Below are 24513 nucleotides of genomic sequence, written 5' to 3'. Positions count from 1 at the left end.
GAGGGCAGCATGGCTCGGAGGTCGGCAGGCGGCCGCGAGCTTGCCGGTTGGCGTGCTGATGTTGGCAACTCCATCACGCATCCTTTCGCAGTCCCAGGCTCGATTCTGTGAGTCGTCCAGATGCTCGGTCCAGGATGCGTATGGCAGGTGGAACTTTTGGGCTGTCGTCATGGAATCGTGATGGAAAGGCCCCTCGTAGATCGGCGGACTGGCGCCTTATCCGGAATCAACCGAACTGCTCGCACTAAATAGTTCGCATCCATTCCGCGATTCGGCCATGTCGCCACGCGGTGAGTCCGAGCGTCCCAGATCTCCTGCGGCATTTTATTGATAAATGCTCACCTTGACTGCAAGGATGTCCGGGGAGGTCCGGATGACAGAGGGCAAGGCATTCCAGTCGGTGGTCGCGTGGCTCTCGCTGGTGCGGAACCTCCTTGCATTGATCGTCACCGGCGCTGCGGCGATTCCGCTGCTCCTGGTGTGGGGACGAGGGCTGCCGACCTGGGTTCTCCAGACGCTGCTCATCGCCCTGGTTTTCGTTCTCGGAGCCCTCAGCGGTGCTCTCATAGCCCTCTTGATCCTCCGCAAGCGAGACGCTCCTCTGGGCTACCGGTGGCTTCGGCTTGAACGGACCCGCGAATTCGACCAAGTGAATCCTCGACGTCAGCGGATGGTTTCGCACATAACGATCCAAGCGCGGCGGGACAACGTCGAGATCTTCCAGGACCTCATCCAGTGGACGGGCGCCATCAAGCCGCGGCAATCGATTCTCAGCGACGGGCACTCGTTGTTGCCTGTCGAGATCCCGGGGATCGACGGGTGGCAACGGTACTACGTCCACCTCGGCCAGCCGCTGATGAGGGGCGACCTCGCAGAAATCGTCATTCAAACCGAGTTCATAGATGTGTCAGATGACTCCGCCCACTGGATCAGTAAGACCGTTCGCGAGACGATTCTCAACGAGCTGGTCCTGAGGCTTCGCATGGGCGCGTTCACGCCGCCGAAGACACAGTTCCAAGCAAAGGTCAGTGATCCGTCCAAGGATGCATCGTCGATCCTCAAGCGGCTCGACGTCGAGTACGACATCACCACAGGGGATGTGTCCGTGAAAATCGCGCGACCCAAAGTGGGTCGCAGGTACGGGCTGGCTGCATTGCCCTGGACGTACCCGGCTGACTTGCCCGACGCGACACTGGGCAACGCGACGTGGCCTCCGACGCACCTGTCCGCGGCCGCGCCAGCCGAGCGGTAGCTGAGGGATGACGTCACCCCGGCGGCTTCGGCGTGCGCCGCGCCTTGCGCAGAACGCTCCGCGCCTCCCTCATCACTCCGTTCGCGTCTCCCAGGATGCCGCTCGCCTGGTCGAGCGAACGGTCCGCCTTTGCTGCGGTTCTGCTCGGCAGGATGAACTCGATCGCCAGTGAGGTCGCGACACCGAGAAGGACACCCGCTGCGAGGAGGAGCCCCTGGACCCACGCGGTTCCGGATGAGGTGGTCCAGCGCACCATCGTCGCGTCGAGCCTGGTGCGCGTTGCGGGGTCTGCGCCTTTCGGGTCGGTGGATGCCCAGCTCCGCGACCAGGTCACGGACTGAGTGAGGGCGTTTCCCACGCCTTCGTCCGGCATGGTCTTGTCGACGAGGTCGGAGGTCCGTCCCTCCAGGGAGGCTTCGAGGGTGGAGAACGGGCCGGGCACGGCTGCTCCGGGGGGTGGTGCGTAGCCGTCGATGAACTGGCCGTATTGGAGCGGGGGCGTGCGGGCGACACGTTGGTCGATCGTCGCGTCCGTCCATCGACCGACCGGTTCGGCCGAGAAGGAGGCGAGGTTGTCTCCGCTCAGGAAGGTCCGCGACTCCTCGCCGGCCGCGTTGATCTGTGGCGGCCCGTCGGCCTGGAGCTCCACCTTCGCGGTCTGGGACTGCGTGGGTTTCGTGCACGAACGACCGCCGCCGGTGAATGTGACCGTGGCCTTGGGCGTGAACCCGAGCCGGACGGTGGACGGGTCGAGCTGCGAACTGCAGGTGAACTGGAGGTACACCACGTCCGCGATGGCGGAGACGGGTGGCCCGTCCATGGTCGCCTGTTGCTCCGGTCGGGTGACGGTCCAGCGGCCATCCTCGATGCTCGGCACCTCAGGGAACGACGAGACGACGTAGAGATCGAGGCGTCCGTCTTCCTGCAGGGTGATTCTGAGTTTCACGGGCGCATCGCGAACGTTCGTCCAGACCACGATGCCTTCGTAGTCGCCGCGCGCAAGGTCGACAGACGGTGAACGGAGGGCCACCAGGCCGAGCGCGAGTCCCGCGCCCCCGACTGCGAGGACGGCCGCGGTCTTGATCAGCGCGCTGACGACTCTCATCGTGATGTCCGCGGCACAGTCTACTGACAAAAACTCATCAATGGGGATGTCGTCGCGTCGGTGTCACAGACCGGCACCCTCCCCGGTCTCCCTGGTGAAGGAGTTCTGTGCCTGGCGTTCCCGCCGAGCGCTCGACGGGCCAGAATCGGAAGACGGGACGGGGAACGGATGAACGGGAGAACGCGCGCGGCCGACGAGTCGCTGGAGATCTTCAGCCGCGAGCGGCGGCGGGTCTTCGGCACCGCATACCGGATGCTCGGGTCGGTGTCCGACGCCGAGGACATCGTGCAGGACACCTGGCTGCGCTGGCAGGCCGTCGACCCCGCCGAGGTCGACCAGCCCGGGGCGTTCCTGACCACCATCGCCACCCGGCTGTCGATCAACGTGCTGCAGTCCGCCCGCTCGCGGCGGGAGACGTACATCGGGCCGTGGCTGCCGGAGCCGGTGAACACCGAGGCCGACCCGTCGCTCGGGGCCGAGAACGCGGAAGCGCTCGAGTTCGCCTGCCTCCTGCTCCTGGAGGCGCTGTCGCCGACCGAGCGGGCGGCATACGTGCTGCGGGAGGCGCTCGACTACCCGTACGAGCGCATCGCCGAGGTCATCGACTCGTCGCCCGCGAACGCCAGGCAGCTGGTGAGCCGCGCCCGCAAGCATCTGGCGTCCGGTCGCGGCGAGACGGTTCCCGCCAGCGAGTCGCGGCGACTGCTGGAGGCGTTCCTCAGTGCCGCGCGCACCGGGGACGTCGAGCAGCTCGAGCAGCTGTTCGCCTCCGACATCGTCAGCTACACCGACGGCAACGGCGTGAAGCAGGCCGCCCGCATCCCGGTGGTGGGGCGCTCGCGGGTGGCGAAGTTCGTCTCCGCGTTCTCCAGCCACTTCTGGACGGGCAAGCGCATCGGCTGGACAACGCTCAACGGCCAGCCGGCGGTGACCGTCTCCGAGGACGGCGCGATCACCACCGTGCTCACCCTGACGGCGTCGCGCGATGGCATCCTGCAGCTGCTCTGGGTGATGAGCCCGGACAAGCTGCGCCACGTCGCTCCGGTGGGGGCATGACGGGCGGCCCGTCCGGATCCTGGCAGCACGTCCCCACCCGGTCGGCGGCGCGAGTGTACGCCCGGTCGATCGGCGCGATCCTGGCGATCCAGGATGCGTGCACGTCCGGCGAGGTCGCCGGGCTGGCCCCGCTGCTGCACGAGGACGCCCACCTGATCGTCGACACGGGCGGCAGGGTCGCCGCGCCGGAGTCGGCCTGCGGGCGCACCCACGCTCTGCACGCCCTCGCGCTGATCCTGGATGCGCGCGGAGTGGCGACCACGACCGTCCACTCCATCAACGGCTCGGCCGGGCTCGCCCTGCGCGACGCAGGCGACCGGGTGATCGGGATCGTCAGCGTCGCCGTCCACCGGCGGGTCGTGCACCGGATCTGGGTCGTGCTCAACCCGGACAAGCTGCGGCACTGGAACTGAGCATGGCCGATTCCTCCGCACGCGCCTGCGGAGGGGTAACGTGGCGACAATGCAGCCTCACCGTCATCCTGGTGGCCGCCGCGGGTCGCTGATGGTCGTCGCGGTGGCAGCGCTGGGGGTCGTGTTCGGTGATATCGGGACGAGCCCGCTCTACGCCCTGAAGACGGTCTTCCTGCTCGACGACGGGGCCGTGCGCGCCAACGAGGGCGACGTGTTCGGCGTCATCTCGCTGATGTTCTGGAGCATCACCATCATCGTGTCGATCAAGTATCTCGGCATCCTGATGCGCGCAGACAACGACGGCGAGGGCGGAGTGATGGCCCTGGCCGCGCTGGCGCAGCGACTGTATGCGAAGCGCGCAGGCAAGGCGGGCATCCTGCTCGTGATCGGCATCGTGGGGGTCTCGCTGTTCTACGGAGACTCGATCATCACCCCCGCGATCAGCGTCCTCTCCGCCGTCGAAGGTCTGCACGTCACGGTGCCGGCGATCTCGCATCTGGTCATCCCGATCGCCGCGGTGATCCTGGTCGGGCTGTTCCTCGTGCAGCGCTACGGCACCGGAAGGGTCGGCGTGCTGTTCGGCCCGATCATGGTGCTGTGGTTCGTGGTGCTCGCCGCGGCCGGCCTCGGCATGGTGATCCAGTTCCCGTCGGTGCTGCTCGGCCTGTCGCCCAGCTACGCGGTGGTCTTCATCTTCTCCCACCCTGCGATCTCGTTCATCGCGCTCGGTGCCGTGGTCCTCGTGATCACCGGCGCCGAGGCGCTCTACGCCGACATGGGCCACTTCGGGCGCTCGCCGATCCGGAGGGCCTGGTTCTTCCTGGTCTTCCCCGCGCTCACCATCAATTACCTCGGGCAGGCCGCGCTGGTGCTGCACGATCCGGCGGCGAAGGCCAACCCGTTCTTCCTGCTGATCCCGGATTGGGGGAGGCTGCCGGTGGTCATCCTCGCGACCGCCGCGACCGTGATCGCCAGCCAGGCCGTCATCTCCGGGGCGTTCTCGCTGTCCCGGCAGGCCGTGCAGCTCGGGCTGCTTCCGCCGCTCACTGTGCGGCAGACCTCCCGGCGCGAGGGCGGCCAGGTCTACCTGCCCGCCATCAACGCCCTGCTGCTGATCGGGGTGCTGGCGGTGATGCTCGCGTTCGGGTCGTCCGACCGGCTGTCCACCGCATACGGGATCTCGGTCACCGGCGCCCTCGTCGTCGACACGCTGCTGCTCGTGCTGGTCGCCCGGCCGCTGTGGGGCTGGGGGCCGTGGAAGATGGCGGCGGCCGCCATCGTGTTCGGCGGGCTCGAACTGGCGTTCCTCGCCGGCAACCTTTCGAAGATCGTCAACGGCGGCTGGGTGCCGCTCCTCATCGCCGGCGCGGTCATCCTGGTGATGACGACCTGGCGCCGCGGCCGGCTGCTGGTGCAGGAGGACAGGAAGAAGAAGGAGGGGTCGCTCCAGCAGTTCATCGAGGACATCCGCGCGAAGAACCTCCCGCGCGTCCCCGGCATCGCGGTCTTCCCGCACCCGAACAAGGACAGCACGCCGCTCGCCCTCCGCGCGAACGTCGAACACAACCACGTGCTGCACGAGTCCGTCATCATCGTCTCGATGAGCACGGCGTCCGTGCCGCACGTCCCGCCGCTGGAGGCGTTCACCTACGACGAGCTCGGATACACGGACGACGGCATCGAGCACCTGACGATCCGGTTCGGCTTCTCGGACAAGCCGGACATCCCGCGCGCGCTCCGTGCCGCCTGTTACGCAGGCGTGCTCCCGCTCGACGCCAGAGACTTCAAGGAAGCCTCGTACTTCATCTCCCGCGGGGCGATCCGCACCACCAAGAAGAGCAGCATGGTGCGCTGGCGCCGGTCGCTGTTCGTCGCGCTCGCGCACAACGCCGCCGACCCCGCCGCGCGGTTCGGGCTCCCGGCGTTGCGCACGGTGACGATGGGCAGTGACGTCGAGATCTGACGCCGACCGCTCCGGATGCGGGACCGAGCTTCAGGGGACGTACGCCGCCAGCGCCTGCAGAGCGGGCTGCGACGCGGGATCCGCGACCGCGGCCGCTCCCACGGCACACGCCGTGCTGAGGGCGTCGGCGGGGCTGAAGCCCTCGCGCAGGGCGATGGTCAGTGCCGCGCAGAACGCGTCGCCCGCTCCGACCGTGTTCACCGGCGTCGTCGCGACGGCGGGAACGGAGGCGACCGTCTCGCCGCGTTCCAGCAGGGCCGCGCCCTTCGCGCCGTACGTCACGGCGACGAGCGGGGCGTCGCGGAGCTCGGGCATCAGGGCGTACTCGGTCTCGTTGACGATGAACAGGTCGACGCGGTCGAGCACAGTGCGGGGGAGCGGCTGCGCCGGTGCGGCGTTGAGAGCCAGGTAGCCGGGGACCGTCTCGGCCAGGCGCGTCACCAGTTCCATCGAGATCTCCAGCTGGGCGAGCACCGTCTCGTCCGCCCCGAATTCGACGCCGTCGATGTCGACGAGCGCGTTGGCGCCCTCGCACACCGCTATCTGGTTCTCGCCGTCGGCGTCCACCACGATCAGCGCCGTGCCCGTCGCCTCGCTCACGGCGGCGACGTGCGCGGTGTCGACGCCCGCGTCGGTGAGCGCTGAGCGCATCCACTGGCCGTCGGCGTCGTCGCCCACCGCACCGACCATGCGCACCTGGGCGCCGAGGCGTGCGGCCGCTGCCGCCTGGTTGGCGCCTTTGCCTCCGGCGTCGCGGCGCAGGCGGCCGCCTCCGATGGTCTCGCCCGGCTCGGGAAGGCGGTCGACGATGGCCGTGAGGTCGACGTTGACGCTGCCGACGACGGTGAGTTTCTGCACGCTGAAGGTTCTCTCTGCTACGAGGACGGGCGGGGGAGGAAACGACGGAGCCGGTGTGCGGATCCGCCGGTCAGGACTGGGACGCCTGCACGATGGAGAGGTGGCCGACGCGCGTCGACACGATGCACTTGGCGAGGTAGATCGGTGTTCCGTCGAGCTCGGCGGTCTGCGTGAGGATGAGCACGGGATCGTTGGCGCCCAGGTCGAGGAGCTTGGCACGGGATGCGCCGGCCACGTTGACCGCGATCTGGCAGACGCCGGAGCCGAACACCGGCCCGACGCGCTCGATCAGCCCGGCGAGGAGGGTCGCCTTCGCCTCGGCCGCGGCTTCCAGGTGCTCGGCGATGGCTGGGCTGACATCGCTCAGATACCGTCCGGCGGGGAAGTGCTCCTGCACGATGGCGATCGGCTCGCCATCCTGCTCGATCACGCTCTCGCGGAACCAGGTGTTCGCCGCGAGGTCGAGTGCCAGCTTGTTGGAGATGAAGTCGGTGGTGGGCTGCATGGTGAACTCCACCGGCCGCACCGTGAGGGCGCGGTCGCCGTCGGAGAGCGCCTGCTCGAACGGCCGCAGCTCCTCCAGGCCGACCCTCGGGATGCTCGTGGCGACGAAGCGGCCGACGCCGCGCTTCGTGACGATCAGCCCGTCCTCTTCCAAGAGCATCAGCGCCTCGCGCACGACGGTGCGACTGACGCCGAGGGATGCGCCGAGCTCGGTCTCGCGGGGGAGGGCGGACCCGAGCGGGAAGACGTGACCGCGGATGCCCTCCGCGATGCGCGAGTACACGGCGACGCGCAGCGGTTGACCGACCGTGGCGGTGAGATCGCGTTCCAGGAACTGGTCAACGGTCATGGTCATCGCGTGCGCTCCTTCGCTCGGGGTGCCCCAATTCAACCACGAAAAAGAATTGTGTGCACATGTCGTACCAGAGAGGTATAACATCGTACCCACCGCATCCCGTGCGGTCATGAACCCCAACCCAGAACCCAGACAAAGGAGTCGCCCGTGAGTTCCCCCACGCTCGACAGCGCCGCTACGGCAGCTGCCCACCCCACGTCGCCGCCGTTGCGCGGCGGCAAGGCGGTCGCGCTCGTCGCCACCCTGATCCTCGGCGTGCTCTCGTTCCAGCTCAACGCCAGCATGATCACCCCGGCGCTGCCCGACATCGCCCGCGACCTGCACGAGGACGTCGGCGCCGTCTCGCAGGTGTCTTCGCTGTTCTTCCTCGCCGGTGCGATCGGGGGCGTCGTGCTGTCGCGGTGGAGCGACTTCATCGGCCGCAAGCAGGCCCTGCTGCTCGTGCTGGTGGTGCTGGCGGCCGGGACGCTGCTCTGCATGTTCGCGCCGAGCCTGCCCGTGCTGCTCATCGGGCGTGCTCTGCAGGGGGCGTCGAGCGCGGCGTTCCAGCTGTCGTACGTGATCCTGAGCGAACGGATGAGCGCGAAGGTGTTCGGCACGACGCTCGGGATCATCACGGCGGTCAACGGCGGCGTCGGCGGGGTGGACGGCTACTTCGGCGGTCTGCTGGCGGACACCTTCAGCTTCCGCTCGATCTTCGTGGTGATCTTCCTGGTCGGCCTCGTCGCCCTCGTCTGCGTGCTCATCGTCGTCCCGAAGACATCCAAGCCGGTCTCCGCCGGCCGGATGGACTGGTGGGGCGCCGCCGTGCTCTCGATCGCACTGATCTGCGTCACGTTCTTCGTCTCGCAGGGGTCGTCCGCCGGCTGGACCGCACCGATCACCCTGGTCTACCTGGCCGGGACGATCGCGTCGCTTGTCGCCTTCTGGTTCGTCGAGAAGACCCGAAGCACCCCGCTGATCGCCGTCGAGCACCTGCGCTCGCGGCAGGTCTGGCCCGTGATCGCCACGACCATCCTGACCCTGTCCGGCGTGTTCGCGGTGATCAACTTCACGGTGGTGCTGCTCAGCCAGGACTCGAAGGTGGGCTTCGGGCTCGACGCGGCGACCTCCGCCCTGCTCTTCCTCGCGCCGCCGGCGCTGATCGGCGTGTTCGCCGCGCCGCTGTCCGGCTGGCTGGCCGGTCGGCTGGGCTGGATCCGCATCCTGAGGATCGGGATGGTGCTCTGCATCGCCGCGCTCGTCGTCATCAGTCTCCTTCCGCAGAACCAGGGCGTCGTCATCGCGATGATCGCGCTGCTCGGCCTCACATACAACGGTCTGGTGCTCACCACGATGAACGGCCTGGGCGTGCTGCTCTCGCCGCCGGACGCGCCGGCGGCACTGCCCGGTCTGAACGGTGCGGGGTTCGGCATCGGCGCCAGCCTCGGCATCGGGATCGTCGCGCCGTTCGTCGCCCAGGGCACGCTCGCCGGCTACGGCATCGCGCTCTGGATCTCGGTCGGCATCACCGTCCTCGCCCTCATCGCTAGCCTGTTCATCGCGCCGCGAGCAGGCCAGCAGATCTGACGCACCACCCCGGCGGGGCATCCGGCCACCGGATGCCCCGCATCACGACCAGAAACACGGAGCACCACGCATGACATCCACCGCCCCTTCCCCCTCCTCCGACGCCGGGCGCCGCCCCGTCTACTTCGACTGCGACACCGGCATCGACGACTCGCTCGCCCTCGCATACCTGCTCGCGTCGCCCGAGATCGACCTCGTCGGCATCGGCACGGTCAGCGGCAACGTGAGCGCAGCGCAGGCGGCGGAGAACACGCTGCGCATCCTGGCGCTCGCCGGCCGGCACGACATCCCGGTGGCCGTCGGAGCGCACGACGCCCTGAACCGGGCGTTCAACGGCGGCGCGCCGCACGTGCACGGCGCGAACGGCATCGGCGATGTCGAGTTGCCGGAGTCCGGCCTCACGGCGATCGACGAGAACGCCGCCCAGCTGCTCCTCCGCCTCTCGCACGAGTACGCCGGCGCCCTCGAGGTGATCACGGTCGGACCGACCACCAACATCGCGCTCGCCCTGCGCATCGACCCCAGCCTGCCGTCGCGGATCGCCGAGGTGACGGCGATGGGAGGCGCAGCGTACGCCTCCGGGAACGTCACCCCGGTGGCGGAGGCCAACATCTGGAACGACCCGGAGGCGGCGGCCGAACTGCTCGCCGCTCCGTGGCCGGTGGTGCTCGTGCCGCTCGACGTCACCGTCGAGAACACGCTGGAGGAGTCGCACCGCCAGCAGCTCCTCGCCTCCGGCGTGCCGCTCGCCCGCGCGATCGGCGAGATGCTCGACTTCTATTTCGAGTTCTACGTCGAGCTCTACGGCCGCCGCAGCAGCGCCCTGCACGATCCGCTCGCCGCCGCCATCGCGGTCGGCGGCATCGTCGCCACCAACGCTCCTCTGGTGGACGTGGTGGTGGATGCGACCAGCGGTCCAGGCCGCGGCCAGACCATCTGCGACCTCCGCGGACAGCGCCTCGGCCCCGTCGACCAGCCGGGCGCGCACGTGCGCGTCGTACTCGGCACCGACCGGCAGCTGGACGCGCACCTGGTGGAACGGCTCACCGCATCCCGGGTCGGCGTCGCGGACCCGACGCTCGCCGGGTAGCGGGGAGCAGAACTCCCGCTAGACGCCGGGCGGCGATCGCAATACCCTCGCAGCAAGCGCTGAAACAGCGCGAGCGGGCAGCAGGGAGGCGCCGCGTGACGGATCATTCCCAGCAGGCGGACGGCAAGCGGCGGCGGTGGTGGCCGTTCCGCCGCCGAGCCGCGCGGCAGCAGACGCCACCGCCCGCCGATGCGGACGCAGACGCCGGGGCAGGCGCGACCGGTCAGGCCGGTGGCCGCGGGGTGCGCATCCTGCTCGGTTTCGCCAGCGCCGTGGTCGCCGCGTTCGGGATGCACGCGATCGGCAGCATCCTCGCCCCCGCCCTGCTCGCGCTCGTGCTCACGATCTGCGCGCAGCCGGTGCGGGTGTGGCTGACCAGGCACGGCACCCCGGCCGGCATCGCGACGGGTGCGGTCGCGCTGACCACCTTCGCGCTGCTGGCAGCGTTCGCCGGGCTGCTGATCTTCGCGATGGCGGACTTCGTCGGGATGCTGCCCCAGTATCAGGCGGAGCTGCAGGCGTTCGGCGCGCAGGTCGGGGCGTGGCTGAACAGCATCGGGATCGGGCCCGAGGACGTGAAAGCGGTCACCGGCGGCTTCGACCCGTCGAAGTTCCTCAACTTCTTCACCAGTCTGCTCGGCGGCGCGTTCGGGTTGCTGTCGTTCGGCGTGATCGTGCTGACCATGCTCATCCTGATGCCGGCGGACGCCGCGTACACGCCGACGCTGTTGCGGCAGCTGAAACCGACAAAGCCGAACCTCGTGTACGCGATGTCGGCGTTCGCCACGAACGTGCGGCGGTACATGGTCGTCACCACGGGGCTCGGCATCGTGCAGGGCGTCATCAACGGTCTGGCGCTGTGGCTGCTCGGCGTGCCCGCCGCGCTGCTCTGGGCGATCCTCGCGTTCCTGTGCAGCTTCATCCCGAACGTCGGCTACTTCATCGCCATCGTGCCTCCGCTGGTGTTCGGCTACCTCACCGGCGGGTGGGAGACGGTGATCGCGATCATCGTGATCTACGGGCTCATCAACGCCGTCGTGCAGTCGGTCGTGCAGCCGAAGGTGGTCGGCAACGCTGTGGCGCTGAGCCAGACGCTCACCTTCTTCTCCGTGCTGTTCTGGGCGTTGGTGCTCGGAGCGATCGGCGCGATCCTGGCAGTCCCCCTGACGCTGCTGGTCCGCGCGGTGCTCGTCGACGCCGACCCGCGCGCCCGCGTCTGGCGCGCGGCCATCGGCGACCTGAGCGAGACCCGCGCGATCATGCGCGCGGAGGCGAAGGACAGGAAGGACGCCAAGCGCGCAGGGGGCGTCCCGGATGCGGAGGAGCCGCCCGCCTGACGCGGCGCGTTGCGTCCGCTACGGCTGCGGCGCATCCGGCGAAGGGAACCGCGGCTGGTATTCGTCCCAGTTGCGCAGGTAGCGCCTGTCCGAGATCACCAGGATCACGGCCAGATAGAGCGCCCCGCCGACCAGCCCCAGCACGAGCGCGATCGTCGGCGCGACGGACAGGGCCGCCGCGATCCCGGCGACGAGGATGCCGACCAGCACGGCGTTCACCACCGAGATCAGCATCATGCTGCTCCCGGCGAAATGGCCGGGTCCAGAGCGCCGCCCGAAGATCACGTAGGTGTGCTGGCTCCCCGCGCGGTCGTCGAACGCCGACGTCATCAGGTACGGCCGGATACCGGGGTCGAGCTCCGCGTACGCCGCCCGCAGCCGGTTCATCGCGAGCACGTGGCCGAGGTCCTCGAAGCCGACGTTGAACACCCGGATCTGGGTGAGGACGCCGATGGCGAGCACGATGGCGAGGACGATCATGGCCAGGAGGGGGAACATCCCGTCGAAGTGCATCGCCTGCCCGGCGAGGGCGAGACTCACCAGCCCCGCCGAGGTGAGCGTGAGGAAGATGCTGATGCGGGTGAGCACTTCCGCCTGCGTGGTGCTGCGGGAGGCGAGCAGACTCCAGTGCTCGGTGGCGAGCAGTTGCGCTCGCACCGCTGGGGGGATCTCCTCCGCGCCATCGGGGGTGGGGGCCGCGTGGGCCGACATGCATCCATTGTGCTCCCGATCGCGCGGAACTGTCACAACGGTTCCCGCTGCCCGGTCAGAGCTGGTGAAACCATCCAGCGAAAGGAATGCCATGAAGATCGTGGTCATCGGCGGTACAGGACTCATCGGAGGGCCGCTCGTCGACCTGCTGCGGCAGGCGGGGCACGACGTGGTCGCCGCGTCGCCGTCGACGGGAGTGAACAGTGTCACCGGCGAGGGGCTCTCCGACGCGCTCGCCGGAGCGGACGTCGTCCTCGACATCCCCAACTCGCCGTCGTTCGCCGACGACGACGTGCTCGACTTCTTCCAGCGGTCCACCACCAACCTGGTCGAAGCGCAGAAGGCGGCGGGGGTCGGGCACCACATCGTGCTGTCCATCGTCGGCGCCGACCGGATGCACGACATCGGCTACATGCGAGCCAAGGTCGCGCAGGAGAACATCGTCACGGCCAGCGGTGTGCCGTACAGCATCGTGCGCGCCACCCAGTTCTTCGAGTTCATCCCGCGGCTCGCGGAAGGCGCGGCGGACGGGGACACCATCCGGCTCTCGCCCGTGATGATGCAGCCCATCGCCGCCGCCGACGTGTCCGCGGCGCTCGCCGACATCGCCACCCAGCCGCCGACCAACGGCATCGCCGAACTCGCCGGACCGGAACAGCTCCGCCTCGCCGACCTCGGCCGCCGCGTGCTCGAAGCGCGCGGCGACACCCGCACCGTGGTGGCCGACCCGGATGCGGGGTACTACGGCGGCGTGGTCAGCGACACGTCCCTGGTGCCGGGGAACGACCCGGCCATCACCGCGCTGCGGATCGGGCCGACCCGCTTCGAGGAGTGGCTGGGCGCTGCAGGGGGGAACTGAGCGTCGTGGACGGCGGTGCCCCCGCCCGCGTCTTGGCGGGCGGGGGCACCGCATCACCCCTCGATCAGAGTCACGGATCCCCCATCTGTCGATGTGGCCAGAGATGCTGCAATACCGACCAAGGCGATCCCGCCAATCGTCATGCTGAGTACCACGGTGGCCGTTATCAGCAGAGCCGGGCGTGCAGCCCGCTTTCTCCCGAGCACAATCGCTGTCCACACGATGAGGGCGATCCCGATCGGTATCGCCGCCGGCGCGACCAGCATTGCCGCGCTCGTGACCACGGCGGCGGCGAGCAGCCACCGCTCCTGGAGACCCTTGAGAGACACGGCGATGGCGCGCATCTAGACGTTCTTCAGCCAACCGCTCACAAGGTTGATGCCCCTGTAGGTCACCTGGTGCTGCTTGTTCGCAGACCAGGCCGAACCTTGGTAGAGGAACGACATTCGATGCATGACCGAGCAGGTCCCGCTACCGCCGGACACGTAGTGGTTCGCGGTTGAGTTGACGCTCCACACACCGCCCGCGCCGGAGAACCATCCTGTGCACTCGAGGTTCCGGGTGACCGTCGTGGGGGTGGCTTCAAACACGTAGCGAAGGTTGAACGTGCCCGTCGTGATCCCGAACATGCTTGCGTTGACGGGATACGTGGCGGTGTAACGGCTCGATGCGGCGCGGCTGCGTCCTCCCTCGGTGTCGGAGGCGATCGACGGCTCGGCGCCTTCGTCGAATTCGAGGACGGAGAGCGGGTCTGTAGCTGCCGCGTGGAGAAAGCGTGCCTGCTCGGACGCCGTCAGATCGTCGAATCTCTCAATTAGCGCGTCGTGAGTGGTGTCGTCGACCTTCATGCCCGAGACGAGTGCCTCGAACGCAGTGTCGCTGGCGACCGGCGTCTCGGCATTGGCTGCCGGAACTCCGCCGAGTGAGCAGAGAGCGACGGCCGCCGTTCCGATGAGGAAACGGGCCGCATTTCGATTACGGAGAGACTTCATTGGCATGGTTCCGTTCTTCTCGTCTGCATGCGCCAAAGGGTGCATGCATGTCATGTTCTGAATCTAATATTCAGAACCTGACGACGTCAAGACATCGCGCACAGCAACCTGTCACATTCGCGGCATCCCGACTGTCTTATCTACAGAGACAGGAGGACACCGTGCAGAGGATTCTTGTGGTGGGTAGCGATCATGTCCCGCTCTGACCGGCGCCCGCGCAGGCGCCCGCGCAGGCGCTCCCTCACCGACAGGGCCGCGACCGGCATCGCCACGCGGACGGCGCTCGGGCGACGGCTCACCGCGCTCGCCGCCGAGCTCCGGCAGCGGCACATCACGCTGCACTGGACGAACGTGTTCGGCGTCGTCTCGCTGGCGTGCGTGGTGGTCGTGTTCGTCAGCGGCGTCTTCCTGATGTTCTTCTACGCGCCGTCCAGCACGCAGGTCGTCTACGGCGGCGCGTACGCCCCGCTCGGTGGGGCGACCATGTCGAAGGCGATGCGGTCGACGCTCGCCATCTCGTTCGAGGTGCCGGGCGGGCTGCTGATGCGGCAGGTGCACCACTGGGCGGCGCTGCTGCTGCCCGCCGCGCTCATCCTGCAGCTGCTGGCCACGTTCTTCACCGGAGCGTTCCGCCGGCCGCGACGTCTCAGCTGGGTGCTGCTGTTCCTTCTCCTGATCCTGGCGCTGGCCGGAGGGTGGAGCGGGTACGCGCTGCCGGACGACATGCTCTCCGGCACCGGACTGCGCATCGTCGAGGGCATCGTGCTCGGGATCCCGGTGGTCGGGACGTGGGCGTCCGCTCTGCTGTTCGGCGGCGAGTTCCCCGGGCAGATCATCGAGCATCTGTACCCCGTCCACGTGCTCGTCGTCCCGGCTGCACTCGTCGGGCTGCTGGTCTGGCGCATCCGGATCGCGTACGTGGAGCGGCCGCCGCAGTTCGCCAGGGAGGGTGCGACGGAACGCGCCGTCGTCGGCGTCCCCGTGCTGCCGAACGCGGCCGTGCGCACCGGAGGGCTGTTCGCGATCGTGACCGGGCTCCTGTTCCTGGTCGCTGCGACCGTGACCGTCAGCCCGATCTGGCTGTACGGCCCGTCGTCGGGCGGCGACGCATCGGCGGGCAGCCAGCCCGACTGGTACACCGGGTTCCTCGACGGGGCGCTGCGGCTCGTGCCTCCCGGCTGGGAGTTCGTCTGGCTCGGCCGCACCTGGACGCTCGCGATCCTCGTGCCGCTGGCCGTCGTCGGGGTGTACCTCGCCGCTGTGCTGCTCTACCCGTTCGTGGAGGAGTGGACCACCGGCGACGCCCGCGAGCACCACATCCTGGATCGTCCGCGCAATACCCCGGCACGCACCGGGATCGGGGTGGCCGGGATCGTCTTCTACGGCGCGCTGTGGGGCGCTGGCAGCGCCGACCTGGTCGCGACGCACTTCCAGCTCGGCATCGAGACGGTGGTGCACGTCTACCAGGCGGCGGTCGTCGTCGGCCCGCTCGTCGCGTTCGCCGTCACCCGCCGGGTCTGCCTCGCGCTGCAGAAGAAGGACGGCGAACTGCTGCTGCACGGCTTCGAGACTGGACGGATCGTGCGCCTTCCGGGCGGCGAGTACGTCGAGGTGCACCAGCAGCTCGACGAGCACGAACGCTGGAGGCTCGCGAACACCAGCGACGGCGAACCGTATCAGGCACGGCCGGACGCGCGCGGGCATCTCGGGATGGTCAGCAGGGTGCGGGCGGGCATCTCCCGGTCCTTCTTCGAAGACAGGGTCAGCCCGGTCGCTCGGAGCGTCGAGCCTCCGCAGCCGGTCACACGTGGTGACCGCGCCGCAGAGCCTGCGGGTGCAGGCGCACCCAGATCACGCTGATCAGCGCCCCGGCGAAGTCGACGGTCATGGCGGCCGTCGTCTCACCGCCGGCGCTGAGCAGCAGCCCGGCCTGACCGTTCACCGGCCGCTCCACCACCTCCAGCTCCGGCTTCCTCGCCATGCTGTGCAGCAGCAGCGAGACGGCGTCGAAGGTGCCGTTCACCATCCGCAGCGCTGGATGCTCGTCGTCGCCGGAATCGACCACGACGGCCACATCCGGGGCGAGCATCGACTCCAGCCGGTCGGCGTCGCCGGACACGGCCGCCAGCCGCAGCTCGCGGACGGCGCGGTGGTGCAGGGGGCGGGGGAGGAACGCGGAGATGTTCATACCCTTAAGACCGCCGGGGCGTGCGGAATGTGACCACCGATCCCGCAATACATCGAGCGACGGATGCTGCGGCGACCACCGGATGACGCGGCGGCACACAGCGCGTCCGTAGCGTCGGAGCATGCTCTCCGTCACGACAGCTTCACCGTCCGGCGCCGTCGCCGCGGCCGTCCCGTTCGCCACCCTCACCGTCGACCACGACGCCATCGCCCACAACGTCGGCGTGCTGCGCGCGGTCGCCGGGGTGCCCGTGCTCGCCGTCGTGAAGGCGGACGGCTTCGGGCTCGGGATGGCGACCGTCGCGCGCACCGCGTTGCGCGCGGGAGCGTCCGCGCTCGGCGTCGCGACGGTCGACGAGGCGCTGCAGCTGCGCTCGGCCGGGATCTCCGCGCGCCTGCTCGCCTGGCTCGCCGACCCGCTCACCGACCTCGCCTCCGCGATCCGGCTCGGGGTCGAGCTGGGGGTGCCGAGCGAGCGGATGCTCGACGCCGTCGCCGCGCAGGCGAGGGCCATCGGCGTCACGGCGCGCGTGCACCTCGAAGTCGACACCGGGCTGTCGCGCGGCGGTGCGGAGCCGACGGACTGGGCTGGCCTGTGCGGTGCGGCGGCCGAGCTGGAACGGTTCGGCACGGTGCGGGTGGTGGGGGTGTGGTCCCACCTCGCCAGGGCGAACGAGCCGCATCCATCGGCCACGGCTGTCGCCGTCGACGCATTCCGCGAGGCCGTGGAGGTGGCCGTCGCCGCCGGTCTCACCCCCGACGTGCTGCACCTGGCCAGCTCGGGGGCGGCGCTCGCGCATCCCGCGACCCGGTTCTCGCTGGTGCGCTGCGGGCAGGCGCTGTTCGGCGTGCAGCCGGTGGACGGGCGCGTGTACGACCTGCGGCCGGTCGTCCGGCTGACCTCCCGCATCGTGCAGCTGCGGAGGGTGCCGCCCGGCACGCCCGTCTCCTACGGCGGTGAATACCGCACCCCGGCGGAGACGGTGCTGGCGCTCGTGCCGCTCGGGTACGCCGACGGCATCCCGCGCGCGGCGGGTGACCGCGCGGAGGTGAGCATCCTGGGTCGCCGCTGCCGGGTGGTCGGCCGGGTCTCGATGGACCAGCTGATCGTGGATGCGTCCCCGGTGGGCGCCGAGGTGCGCGAGGGCGACGAGGTGGTGGTGCTCGGCGAGCCGGAGGCGGGGGAGCCCGGGCTGGCCGAGTGGGGGCAGTGGGCCGGCACCATCCCGCAGGAGGTCATGACCGGCTTCGGTGGGCGCATCCACCGCGTGCACCGTGGGGCGGCGCGCGTTGCTTAGGGCGCACACGACGATCGCGGTGCTGTACGGCGGCGCCAACTCCGAGCACGAGGTGTCTGTGCGATCGGCCAGGGATGCGGTGGCGGCGCTGCGCAGGCTGGGGTTCGTGGTGCGCCCGGTCGGCATCGACCGGGCCGGGGTGTGGCACGCCGCGGAGGTGGATGCGCTGGGCGCGGTGGCCGCGCCGGGGCAGGGGCGACAGCCCGGGCAGCCGCGGCAGCAGCGCGGCGTCCGCCCTGAGCTGTGGCGCGGTGTCGACCTCGTCTTCCCCCTGCTGCACGGCCGCTACGGAGAGGACGGGACCGTGCAGGGCGCGATCGAGCTCGCCGGGCTGCCGTACGTCGGGTCCGGCGTGCTGGCCAGCGCGCTCGCTATGGACAAGGCGATGACCTGGCGGGTCGCGTCCGCCGCCGGGGTGCCGATGGTCGAGACGCGCGTGGTCGACGCGGTGCGGTCGCTACCGGATGCGGTGCGCGGCCTGACGTTGCCGCTGTTCGTGAAGCCGAACAGGGCAGGGTCGAGCGTCGGCGCATCCCTCGTCTCCGAGCTGGATGCTCTCGCCCCTGCCGTGCGGGCAGCGCTCGCCCACGACACGCTCGCGCTGGTGCAGCCCGCCGTGCGCGCGGACGAGGTGAGCATCGGCGTCTACCGGACGCCGGGCGGCGCGACCCGCACCACCGGCCCGTCGCGGGTGACGGTCGCCGACGACGGCGCGTTCTTCGACTACGACGGCAAGTACAGCGGACGCGGCCCGGCCATCGAGGTTCCCGGCCGCGTCGATCCGGCGCTCATCCCGCGACTGCAGCAGCTCGCCGTGGAGGCGTTCCAGGCGATCGGCGCAGACGGCCTCGCCCGCGTCGACTTCTTCGTGCAGCAGGACGGCGCGGTGCTGCTCAACGAGGTCAACACGATGCCGGGGCTCACCGCGCGCTCGCACTTCCCGCGGCTCTGTGCGGAGGCGGGGCTGAGCTACCCGGATCTGCTCGGCACGCTGGTGGAGCGGGCGGTCGAGCTCGGGCCCCGCTGACGGCCCGGCGGGACCACAATGGGGGCATGCAGCAACGCATCGGCTGGCTGACCACCGACGACGGCGCCCGGATGGCGTTCGCCACGGTCGGCGACGGGCGCCCGCTGCTGTACGTCTCCGGCTGGCTCAGCCACCTCGAACGCGGCTGGGAGCTGCCGGAGGAGCGCGCCTTCTACGAAGGACTGGCCGATGGCTGCACGCTCGTCCGCTACGACCGGCCGGGCACCGGGCTGTCTGCGCCGTCCGGACGTCCGCCCTCGCTGCAGCAGGAGCTCGCCCAGCTGGATGCGCTCGCCGCCACCCTCGGACCGCAGCCGTTCGACCTGATGGGCGCCTCGATGGGCGCGCCCGTCGCCGCGGCGTGGGCGGCCGCGCATCCGGAGTCCGTGCGGCGGCTCGTGCTCTACGGCGGCTGGGTGACGGGTGCCGCCATCTCGACGCCGGAGGTGCGTGACAGCGTGCTCGCGCTGGTCGAGTCGCACTGGGGGCTCGGCTCCGACGTGCTCACCGACATCTTCGCTCCGGATGCGCCTGCCGGTTCCCGTGCGGCGTTCGCGCGCTACCAGCGGGCGGCGTCGACCGCATCCACGGCCCGGTCGTTGCTCGAACTGAGCTACGCACTCGACATCGGCGACGTGATCGGGCGGGTGCAGGCGCCCACCCTGGTGGTGCACAGGGAGCACGACAGGGCGGCGCCCGTCGCGCAGGCGGTGGCGCTCGCCGACGGCATCCCGGGCGCGCAGCTCGTGGTACTTCCCGGCAGGTCGCACCTGCCGTGGGCGGGGGACACGCACGCGCTCGTGGCGACGATCCGCCGATTCATCGGCCTACGCGCATCCCGCACGGCGGCAGGACGGCTGACGGCCAGGCAGGACGAGGTGGCGGCGCTGGTCAGCGCCGGACGCACCAACCGCGAGATCGCAGCCAGCCTCGGCATCGACGAACGCTCGGCGGAAGGCCACGTCGAGCGCATCCGGGTGCGCCTCGGCTTCCGGTCGCGTGCCCAGATCGCCGCGTGGTACGCCGCCCGCCACGAGCAGGCAGGGCCCGGCGAACTGAGGTAGTTCCACGCCTGACCGCGGGGCGGCGGCGGCGCACGCTGGAGCCATGACAGACAGCGACACGACAGCACCGGCACCGACCCCGGCACCGGCCTCTGCACCGGCCGACTTCGACCTGCACCCGGGACGCGGCCGGTTCAACGCCGCGTTCTTCCACGCGATGGGCCCGACCCTGGAACGCAGCCTCCGGCACCAGAAGCAGCGCGTCTTCGCCGACCTTCCTGCCGAGGTGGTCGAACTCGGCACCGGCGTCGGCGCCAACCTCGGCTACCTCCCGCCCGGCGCGACCCTCATCGCCATCGAACCCAACCGCTACATGCACCCGGCGCTGCGGGATGCGGCCGGTCGCTACGACGTGCGCCTCGACCTGCGCGAACGCACGGCGGAACAGACCGGCCTCCCCGACGACAGCGCGGACACCGTCATCTCCTCCCTCGTGCTCTGCACCGTTCACGACCCGGCGGCCGTGCTCGCGGAGGTCAGGCGCATCCTGCGACCGGGCGGCACCTTCCGTTTCGTGGAGCACGTGGCGGCGGACGACGGCACACCCACCCGAGCTGCCCAGCGGCTGTTCCGTCGGCCGTGGGCGTGGACGTTCGAAGGATGCTCGTGCGAGCGCGACCTCGAACACGCGGTGCGCGCGGCCGGCTTCGGAAGCGTGGAGGTGCAGCGGTACCGGGTGCACACGCCGCTGCTGCCGTTCAACACGCAGATCGCGGGGGTGGCGGTGGCCTAGGTCGTGGCCTAACCCGCCCGCCCGGCCTCGCGCAGCATCCGGAACCAGTCTGTGCGCTCCAGCATCGCGAGCACCGCTGGCGCGAACCCCGTCAGGACGAGGGTGATGCCGCGGCCGGTGAGTTCGCGGTCGAGGTCGCGGAGGCCTTCGATCACCGTCACGGACACGTCTTGCATCACCGAGCAGTCGACGGTGACGCGGCGGGTGCCCGGGGCGGCGTCGACGGCCTCGAGCACCGCCTGCTCCGTCGCCAGCATGCTCGCCGTGTACAGCGGCGCGAGCAGGGTCACGACAAGCTCGCCGCCAGCGTCGCCGCCACCCACCACCCGGATGCGCGGCTTGTTCAGCGCGGACAGCAGCAGGATCAGGGTCAGCACCACTCCCACCAGCACTGCCTGCAGGAGCCCGGCGGTCAGTCCGACCGCCATCGTCACGATCGCGACGGCGAAGTCGCGGCGGCTGATCCGCCAGAGGCGGCGGAGGGAGGAGATGTCGATCAGCCCGAACACCGCGACGAAGACCAGGGCGGCGAGCGTGGCCTGGGGGAGGAGGCTCACCACCGGTCCGAGCCACAGCCCGACCAGCACGGCCAGGCCCGCCGTGACCAGGGCGCTCAGCTGGGAGCGGGCGCCCGCATCCCGGTTGACCGCGCTCTGCGAGAAGCCGCCCGCCGCCGGGAGGGTCTGGAAGATGCCGCCGACCAGGTTGGCCGCCGCGTCCGCGAGGAGTTCCTGGTTGTTGTCGATCGTCCCGTCGCCGGTGCCGCGGAGGCCGCGGGCGACCGCCGTCGTCTCGAGGAAGGCCATCACCGCGATGGCGAACGCGCCGGGCAGGAGGGCGACGATGTGCTCGAACGAGGGGAGGGCCGGCAGCGGGAAACCGCCGGGCACCGGGGCGATGCGGTCGACGCCGGCCTCCGGCAGCCCCGCGAACGCGCTGAGCAGGATGCCCGCCGCCACCACGATCAGCGGGCCGGGCACGCGCGGGGCGAAGCGCTTGAGCAGGAACAGCACGGCGACGGAGCCGACGGACAGCAGCACCGTGGCGAGGTTGGCGTGCGGCACGGCCTCCACCACGGCGACGAACGAGCGGATGAAGCCGCTGCCCGTCGTCGTCTGGGAGACCCCGAGCAGCTTGGGCAGCTGGCCGAGCGCCACCGTCGCACCGACGCCCACCTGGATGCCGAGCAGCGTCGGCTTGTTGATGATCTCCACGAGCGAGCCCAGCCGGAGCAGCCGGGCGACGGCGAGGATCGCGCCGACCAGCAGCGTCAGCGTGACCAGGTCGCGCGGGATGTCGTCCGAGCCGGAGACGACCCCGGCCGACACGAACGTGGTGGCGGTGAGCGTGGCGATCGTGGAGGTGGTCGACACGCTCATCGCCCGGGAGCCGCCGAGCAACGCGTAGACGATCATCGGAACGATGCAGGTGTACAGCCCGGCCTGCACGGGGAGGTTCGCGATGGTGGCGTACGCCATCGCCTGCGGCACGACCACCGCTCCCGCCGAGAGGCCCGCGAGCACGTCGCGGCCGATCCACGACCGGTGGTAGCCGGACAGGGTCGGCAGCAGCCAGGGATTCCGCGGGGGTCTCTGCGTGCCGTTCTGCGTCGTCATGGGGTCCGGCTAGAAGCTTCCGATGCCTTTGCCGATCACCGAGACGCCGATGACGAGCAGCAGGACGGCCATCACGGTCGCGTTGTTGTGGACCAGCCAGCCGCGCAGTGCGTCGAGCGGGCCGCGCATCCGGTCGGCGGCCACGAGGTAGGCGATGACGGGAGCGGCGACCGAGATGACGGCGATCACCGTGAAGACCGCGATGGCGAGGATCTCCGATCCCACGGACAGACCGGCGGAACCAATGACGATGCCCGCGCTCGCCGCGAGCAGCAGGTTCTTGGGGTTGACGGCGGCGAGGACGAAGCCGAGCAGGAGACCGCGGCCGGTGGTCATCGAGTCGATGGCGCTCATCCACTTCGGCAGGGCAGGCTCCTCTCCGTGCTTCGGCCGCGACCGCCACTGCCGCACCGCCAGCAGGAGCAGCAGGATGCCGAGGATGAGCTGGATGGTCCCGGCGATCGGCTTCGACGCATCCGGGTCGTTCTCCGGCAGCACGGCGGCGAGCAGGGTGAAGACGGTGACGGCGACGATCACGCCGACGAGCCAGCCGAGGAGGAAGCCGACGCCCGTGCTCCTCGCCCGCGGCGACAGCAGCATGAGGATCGCCGCGATGATCGGGATGGGGCTGATGGCGACACCGATCGCCAGCGGGAGGATCGCTCCGATCACTTGAGGCATGGTGGTCTCCTTCGTCTCTCAGGCTCCGGCACGGCTGGTGCTCCCCGGCGGTCGGGGGTCGGTCAGCCGGGCGAGCGCATCCCGGTTCGTGTCGTAGACGGTGACGCCGTCGAGCAGGCCGAGGCGCTGCATCCGGTCGCGGAGGCCGGGGCGCATCCTGCTCAGTCCGAGGTCGACGTGCCGGTCGGTCAGCCACTCGTGCACGCTGCGAAAGCCCTCTGCGCCGGTCACGTCCACGTCCGTGACCGCCTCCAGGTCGAGCACGACGTGCCGGACGCCGTCCGCGGAGGTCACCGCGCGCTGCACCGCCTGCCCGAAGGTGACGCTGTTCGCGAAGAACAGCGGGGCTGCGAGCCGCACGACCACGACGCCCGGCGCTGTCGGCTCGCCGGGCTGCGCGGTGTCGAGGAGGGAGCTCTGCGGGTCCCCGTCGGCTGCGAGCGTGTCGATCGCCGGGTTCGCCGCCCGCCGCGTCACGTTGACGACGGCGAGCACGAAGGCCACGACGATTCCGGCGATGGATCCGACGAACAGCGTCACCAGGAAGCACACGGCGCCGATGGCGAACTCGAACCTGTCCTGGCGCCACAGGGCGGCGAAGTCGGCGATCCCGAGCAGCGGCACCACGGCGACGGCGACGATCGCGCCGATGGCGGGCGACGGGATGTGCTCGAGCAGCGCCGTGCCGAAGATCAGCAGCGCGAGCGTGCCGATGGCGGTGACGATGGTCGGCAGCTGCGTCCGCGATCCCGCCTGGTCCATCGCGGCCGTGCGGGAGGTGGACGACCCGACCGAGAAGCCGCCGGACACCCCGGCCGCGAGGTTGGCTGCGCCGAAGGCGAGCAGCTCCCTGTTGGGCTTCGTCGGGTAGCCGCGTTTCTCCCCGTATGAGCGGGAGACGAGCAGCCCCTCGCCCATCGACACGATCGTCAGCGCGATGGCGGACGGGATGAGCGCGAGCCACAGCGACCAGTCGATCACCGGCCAGGTCAGTTTCGGCGGCCCGGCCTCGACGGCGCCGAGCACGGAGACGCCCGCCTTCTCCGCACCGCTCAGGACCACCACGATGGTCGCCACCACGAGCACCACGAGCGCCCACGGCACCGCGCGCGCCAGCACCCGGCCGACCAGCAGGATGATCAGCGCGCCCACGGAGATGAGCAGCGACCACACGTTGAGGTGGCCGAGGCCGGTGACCAGCCCGGCCAGTTTGTCGGTGAACTCGCCGCCGGAGTCGATCTTGACCCCGAGCATCTTGGCGACCTGGGACACCAGGATGTCGAGCGCCAGGCCGCCGACGAAGCCGATCAGGATGGGCTTGGACAGGAAGTTGGCGAGGAACCCGAGCTTGAAGAACGAGCAGAGCAGGAAGAGGACGCCGCAGATCAGCGCCTGGGCGAGCGCGAGCGTGATGTAGTCGGCGCTGCCCGCGACGGCGAGGCCGCCGAGCGACGAGGCGACGAGGGCAGCGGCAGCCGCATCCGGGGACGCCACCAGCTGGCGGGACGAGACAAGCAGCGCCCACACGATCCCTGGAAGCACCAGCGCGTACAGGCCGGCCGTCGGCGGCAGGCCGGCGATCTGCGCGTATCCGATGTTCAACGGGACGGCGATGGCCAGCAGGGTGACGCCCGACACGATCTCGCGCACCGCGTTCCGGCCGGTGAGGCCGGCGAGCGGGCGTGGTGACATGTCGATCCCCTCCGATTGTCTCGGCACCGCGACTGTGAGGGAAGGCTAGTCAGTGCCGGGGCCCGCGTCTAGGGGGACGCGTGGGCCCTAGACGAGACGGAGCGTCGCGGGTTACGTTCAAGTCGGAATCGTCTGAACGACAGCGTCGGAT

23 protein-coding genes are annotated in these 24513 nt (G+C 70.1%); 13 read left to right on the top strand and 10 right to left on the bottom strand.

Annotation, left to right across the window (positions count from 1 at the left end):
• Positions 1–355: 355 nt before the first annotated feature.
• Entirely contained in the window at positions 356–1252 is an 897-nt protein-coding gene (locus AC1ROC_RS15015; RefSeq protein ID WP_179150802.1) for a hypothetical protein, read from the top strand.
• 13 nt (positions 1253–1265) lie between these two features.
• On the opposite strand, the gene AC1ROC_RS15010 is transcribed toward AC1ROC_RS15015, so the two are convergent.
• The gene (locus tag AC1ROC_RS15010; protein ID WP_085369854.1) at positions 1266–2357 is read right to left on the bottom strand and encodes a hypothetical protein; all 1092 of its coding nucleotides are present in this window, start codon (positions 2355–2357) and stop codon (positions 1266–1268) included.
• A gap of 168 nt (positions 2358–2525) precedes the next feature.
• On the opposite strand from AC1ROC_RS15010, the gene AC1ROC_RS15005 reads away from it, so the two are divergent.
• From AC1ROC_RS15005 to AC1ROC_RS14995, 3 genes are read left to right on the top strand one after another with little or no spacing between them, the layout of a single operon-like run.
• Positions 2526–3413 (top strand): RNA polymerase sigma-70 factor, encoded by an 888-nt coding sequence (locus AC1ROC_RS15005; RefSeq protein WP_085369853.1) that lies wholly within the window; start codon positions 2526–2528, stop codon positions 3411–3413.
• Entirely contained in the window at positions 3410–3826 is a 417-nt protein-coding gene (locus AC1ROC_RS15000; protein WP_085369852.1) for a sigma-70 family RNA polymerase sigma factor family protein, read from the top strand. Before AC1ROC_RS15005 ends, AC1ROC_RS15000 begins: the two co-directional genes overlap by 4 nt.
• A 49-nt stretch (positions 3827–3875) precedes the next feature.
• Positions 3876–5789, top strand: a complete 1914-nt coding sequence (locus AC1ROC_RS14995) for a potassium transporter Kup (protein WP_085369851.1) — start codon at positions 3876–3878, stop codon at positions 5787–5789.
• A gap of 30 nt (positions 5790–5819) precedes the next feature.
• Here the strand turns inward: AC1ROC_RS14995 and AC1ROC_RS14990 are convergent, their stop codons facing one another.
• Both AC1ROC_RS14990 and AC1ROC_RS14985 read right to left on the bottom strand, forming a co-directional pair.
• Positions 5820–6647 (bottom strand): PfkB family carbohydrate kinase, encoded by an 828-nt coding sequence (locus AC1ROC_RS14990; RefSeq protein WP_085369850.1) that lies wholly within the window; start codon positions 6645–6647, stop codon positions 5820–5822.
• 70 nt (positions 6648–6717) lie between these two features.
• Complete coding sequence (locus tag AC1ROC_RS14985) at positions 6718–7506, bottom strand: GntR family transcriptional regulator (RefSeq protein ID WP_256922002.1); 789 nt, start codon at positions 7504–7506, stop codon at positions 6718–6720.
• 147 nt (positions 7507–7653) lie between these two features.
• Between AC1ROC_RS14985 and AC1ROC_RS14980 the strand changes: the two genes are divergently transcribed.
• The 3 genes from AC1ROC_RS14980 to AC1ROC_RS14970 all read left to right on the top strand — a co-directional run bounded on the left by AC1ROC_RS14980 (position 7654) and on the right by AC1ROC_RS14970 (position 11502).
• Positions 7654–9075, top strand: a complete 1422-nt coding sequence (locus AC1ROC_RS14980) for an MFS transporter (RefSeq protein WP_085369849.1) — start codon at positions 7654–7656, stop codon at positions 9073–9075.
• A gap of 70 nt (positions 9076–9145) precedes the next feature.
• Positions 9146–10165, top strand: coding sequence for a nucleoside hydrolase (locus AC1ROC_RS14975; RefSeq protein WP_085369848.1), 1020 nt, complete (start codon positions 9146–9148; stop codon positions 10163–10165).
• A 95-nt stretch (positions 10166–10260) separates the two neighbouring features.
• Positions 10261–11502 (top strand): AI-2E family transporter, encoded by a 1242-nt coding sequence (locus tag AC1ROC_RS14970; RefSeq protein WP_085369847.1) that lies wholly within the window; start codon positions 10261–10263, stop codon positions 11500–11502.
• A gap of 18 nt (positions 11503–11520) precedes the next feature.
• Here the strand turns inward: AC1ROC_RS14970 and AC1ROC_RS14965 are convergent, their stop codons facing one another.
• The gene (locus tag AC1ROC_RS14965; protein WP_085369846.1) at positions 11521–12213 is read right to left on the bottom strand and encodes a hypothetical protein; all 693 of its coding nucleotides are present in this window, start codon (positions 12211–12213) and stop codon (positions 11521–11523) included.
• Between the two features lie 91 nt (positions 12214–12304).
• Between AC1ROC_RS14965 and AC1ROC_RS14960 the strand changes: the two genes are divergently transcribed.
• Positions 12305–13072, top strand: a complete 768-nt coding sequence (locus AC1ROC_RS14960; RefSeq protein WP_085369845.1) for an SDR family oxidoreductase — start codon at positions 12305–12307, stop codon at positions 13070–13072.
• 53 nt (positions 13073–13125) lie between these two features.
• On the opposite strand, the gene AC1ROC_RS14955 is transcribed toward AC1ROC_RS14960, so the two are convergent.
• A complete protein-coding gene (locus AC1ROC_RS14955; protein ID WP_085369844.1) occupies positions 13126–13416 on the bottom strand; it encodes a hypothetical protein in 291 nt (96 codons plus the stop codon).
• Positions 13417–14118, bottom strand: a complete 702-nt coding sequence (locus AC1ROC_RS14950; RefSeq protein ID WP_143465857.1) for a hypothetical protein — start codon at positions 14116–14118, stop codon at positions 13417–13419.
• A 138-nt stretch (positions 14119–14256) separates the two neighbouring features.
• Between AC1ROC_RS14950 and qcrB the strand changes: the two genes are divergently transcribed.
• Positions 14257–15924: a cytochrome bc1 complex cytochrome b subunit gene (qcrB, locus tag AC1ROC_RS14945; protein WP_493001117.1), complete on the top strand. Its 1668-nt coding sequence runs from the start codon at positions 14257–14259 to the stop codon at positions 15922–15924.
• Here the strand turns inward: qcrB and AC1ROC_RS14940 are convergent.
• Positions 15866–16252 (bottom strand): sigma-70 family RNA polymerase sigma factor family protein, encoded by a 387-nt coding sequence (locus AC1ROC_RS14940; protein ID WP_434951232.1) that lies wholly within the window; start codon positions 16250–16252, stop codon positions 15866–15868. The two genes, qcrB and AC1ROC_RS14940, sit on opposite strands and share 59 nt — an antisense overlap.
• Before the next feature lie 121 nt (positions 16253–16373).
• On the opposite strand from AC1ROC_RS14940, the gene alr reads away from it, so the two are divergent.
• The 4 genes from alr to AC1ROC_RS14920 are packed head-to-tail and all read left to right on the top strand — an operon-like array spanning position 16374 to position 20373.
• Complete coding sequence (alr, locus tag AC1ROC_RS14935) at positions 16374–17549, top strand: alanine racemase (protein WP_493001115.1); 1176 nt, start codon at positions 16374–16376, stop codon at positions 17547–17549.
• The gene (locus tag AC1ROC_RS14930; protein ID WP_493001113.1) at positions 17542–18576 is read left to right on the top strand and encodes a D-alanine--D-alanine ligase family protein; all 1035 of its coding nucleotides are present in this window, start codon (positions 17542–17544) and stop codon (positions 18574–18576) included. Before alr ends, AC1ROC_RS14930 begins: the two co-directional genes overlap by 8 nt.
• 26 nt (positions 18577–18602) lie before the next feature.
• A complete protein-coding gene (locus tag AC1ROC_RS14925) occupies positions 18603–19640 on the top strand; it encodes an alpha/beta fold hydrolase (protein WP_493001111.1) in 1038 nt (345 codons plus the stop codon).
• 43 nt (positions 19641–19683) lie between these two features.
• Positions 19684–20373 carry a class I SAM-dependent methyltransferase gene (locus AC1ROC_RS14920; RefSeq protein WP_493001109.1) on the top strand — a complete coding sequence of 230 codons (690 nt, stop codon included), beginning with the start codon at positions 19684–19686 and terminating at the stop codon, positions 20371–20373.
• A gap of 8 nt (positions 20374–20381) precedes the next feature.
• Here AC1ROC_RS14920 and AC1ROC_RS14915 read toward each other — a convergent pair whose 3' ends face one another.
• From AC1ROC_RS14915 to AC1ROC_RS14905, 3 genes are read right to left on the bottom strand one after another with little or no spacing between them, the layout of a single operon-like run.
• Entirely contained in the window at positions 20382–21989 is a 1608-nt protein-coding gene (locus tag AC1ROC_RS14915) for a SulP family inorganic anion transporter (protein ID WP_493001107.1), read from the bottom strand.
• A 9-nt stretch (positions 21990–21998) separates the two neighbouring features.
• A complete protein-coding gene (locus tag AC1ROC_RS14910) occupies positions 21999–22670 on the bottom strand; it encodes a GAP family protein (RefSeq protein WP_168688495.1) in 672 nt (223 codons plus the stop codon).
• 18 nt (positions 22671–22688) lie between these two features.
• Positions 22689–24362: a SulP family inorganic anion transporter gene (locus AC1ROC_RS14905; protein ID WP_493001105.1), complete on the bottom strand. Its 1674-nt coding sequence runs from the start codon at positions 24360–24362 to the stop codon at positions 22689–22691.
• Positions 24363–24513 lie beyond the last annotated feature (151 nt).

The organism is Leifsonia sp. GW821-FHT13C05 (genome assembly GCF_058806515.1).
This window is presented reverse-complemented; position numbering and strand designations above follow the sequence as displayed.